Below are 2,036 nucleotides of genomic sequence, written 5' to 3' on the forward strand. Positions count from 1 at the left end.
GGCGCGCTTGCGGAATCTTCTAATTTTCTGCATCCTGCAATTGAACTTAATCAACTCCAATTTTCACTAATCCATGTTTATTACTATATTACTTTTTAGTTCTATGTAATGTAGGCCATCCGGGCCTGTATCCTTAAATTCCTAAACATCCTGTAGGGTAAATACTATTACCAAATCCTTAATTACACTTCCTAGTGTATCCTTGTTTTAACCAATCCCTTGTGTTGCCTTAAAGGCCTGTCCATTTATTCCTTCAACATCCTGTTGAACAACTTAGCCTTGTTGTTATCCTTTTCGCATCTTCCTGACGCTGTCCTTTTTACAACATTGCGTTGTGATACTCATCCTGAGCCTGTCCTAAAGTCCGTGTTGTCCTGATAACCTAATCATTGGTTGGTTGAGTAAGCAGTCCATTTCCTTTTACTCAATAAGCGTCATTGCTTGGTTGATGCGTAAATTATAGTGCAATAGAGCAACTAAAATAGAGATAAAACTACATTCAATTAGTGTTTTTGCAATAGTAATAAAAATAAATTTAATATAATTCATGTGTTTAACTGTTTTTAGGTTGTTTTTTATCTTGTTTTTTACTCATTAGCTGTCACATCCGTAAGACATCTCTTACACCGTATTTCCTTTTTGGGCGTTATTTACATATTTACATTTATTTAAAGTGTGCACTTTTAGAATGAGCACGGTAGAATTCGTTGATAATAATAGTTATTTAGGTGGAATAATGAAGAAAGTATTTGCACTTGTTTTAGGGGTAGTTGCATCGGCACCAGTCTTTGCAAACGATGTTGTTAACATCTACTCTTTTCGTCAACCGTTTTTAATTCAGCCAATTTTAGAAGATTTTACAAAGCAAACAGGCATAAAAACCAATGTTGTTTTTGCTAAAAAAGGGCTAATTGAGCGTGTTAAACGCGAAGGCAAGCACAGTAAAGCTGATTTAGTATTAACCTCTAACTTTAGCGCGCTTATTCAATTAGAAGATTTAAAATTAACACAAACTATAAAAAGTGACAGTGTAAATAATAATGTTCCAGCCGCCTTTCGTGACGGTGATGGCCAATGGGTTGCGCTTACTAAGCGAGTGCGTAATGTATATTCATCAAAAGAGCGAGTTGGTGAGTTACCTAAGCTCACTTATGAAGATTTAGCAGACTCTAAATACAAAGGACAAATTTGTACGCGCTCTGGCAAACATCCATATAATTTAGGTTTAGTGGCTTCTATGATTGCACACCATGGTGAAGCGCAAACTAAAGAGTGGCTTGAAGGTGTTAAGGCTAATTTAGCACGCAAGCCCCAAGGTAACGATCGTGCTCAAGTTAAAGCTGTTAAAGAAGGTTTATGTAACTTGGCATTAGGTAATAGTTACTACCTTGGCAAAATGCTAGAAGATAAAGAACAAAAAGGTTGGGCAGAGGCCGTAAATATTAACTTTCCGAATCAAGTTAATCGTGGCTCACATATAAATGTATCGGGTGCGGTTATTACCAAATACGCTAAAAACCCTGAAAATGCATTAAAGCTCATAGAGTATATGACCGACAGCAAAGCACAAAACATGTATGCCTCATTAAATATGGAGTATCCAGTTAAGTCGGGTGTTGAATTATCAACTTTGGTTGCCTCTTGGGGTAGCTTTAAAGAAGACAGCTTGCCACTTGATGAGATTAGTAAATATCGTCCGTTAGCACTTAAGCTAATTGATGAGGTGAAGTTCGATCTTTAATGACTAATAAATTTAAGCTGTCTAAATGGCAGCTCTTTGCGTGGTCGACTGGCTTAATACTATCGGCCCCGTTGTTTTTTCTTCTTTTTGAATCTCTACAAGGTAGCTCTGAGGTGTTTTCTCACCTGTGGGATACCGTGCTTTGGGATTACATAACCAATACCGTATTGTTAGTTTTAGGTGTTTGCGTCCTTAGCTGCGCCATAGCTTTGCCACTTGGGTGGCTAACGGCTTACTGTAGTTTCCCGGGTAAAAAACAGTTTGAATGGGCACTTATGCTGCCCCTTGCTATGCC

The 2,036-nt window shown here is 37.7% G+C and carries 2 protein-coding genes and 1 pseudogene; 2 read left to right on the top strand and 1 reads right to left on the bottom strand.

From position 1 onward, the window contains the following. Positions 1-420: 420 nt before the first annotated feature. Complete coding sequence (locus H5072_RS21330) at positions 421-549, bottom strand: hypothetical protein (protein WP_002957758.1); 129 nt, start codon at positions 547-549, stop codon at positions 421-423. Between the two features lie 187 nt (positions 550-736). On the opposite strand from H5072_RS21330, the gene H5072_RS17940 reads away from it, so the two are divergent. Beyond that, the gene (locus tag H5072_RS17940) at positions 737-1,741 is read left to right on the top strand and encodes a Fe(3+) ABC transporter substrate-binding protein (protein ID WP_182694322.1); all 1,005 of its coding nucleotides are present in this window, start codon (positions 737-739) and stop codon (positions 1,739-1,741) included. Further along, positions 1,741-2,036 (top strand): annotated as a pseudogene (locus tag H5072_RS17945) (iron ABC transporter permease); the annotation flags it as partial. The gene H5072_RS17940 and the pseudogene H5072_RS17945, both read left to right, overlap by 1 nt.

Source organism: Pseudoalteromonas sp. SR45-5, from assembly GCF_014163565.1.
Taxonomy (GTDB): domain Bacteria; phylum Pseudomonadota; class Gammaproteobacteria; order Enterobacterales; family Alteromonadaceae; genus Pseudoalteromonas; species Pseudoalteromonas distincta.

Bases quoted from the DNA above. Each gene is read 5' to 3' on its own strand.
- H5072_RS21330 (WP_002957758.1), bottom strand. From the start codon at position 549: ATGAATTATATTAAATTTATTTTTATTACTATTGCAAAAACACTAATT.
- H5072_RS17940 (WP_182694322.1), top strand. From the start codon at position 737: ATGAAGAAAGTATTTGCACTTGTTTTAGGGGTAGTTGCATCGGCACCA.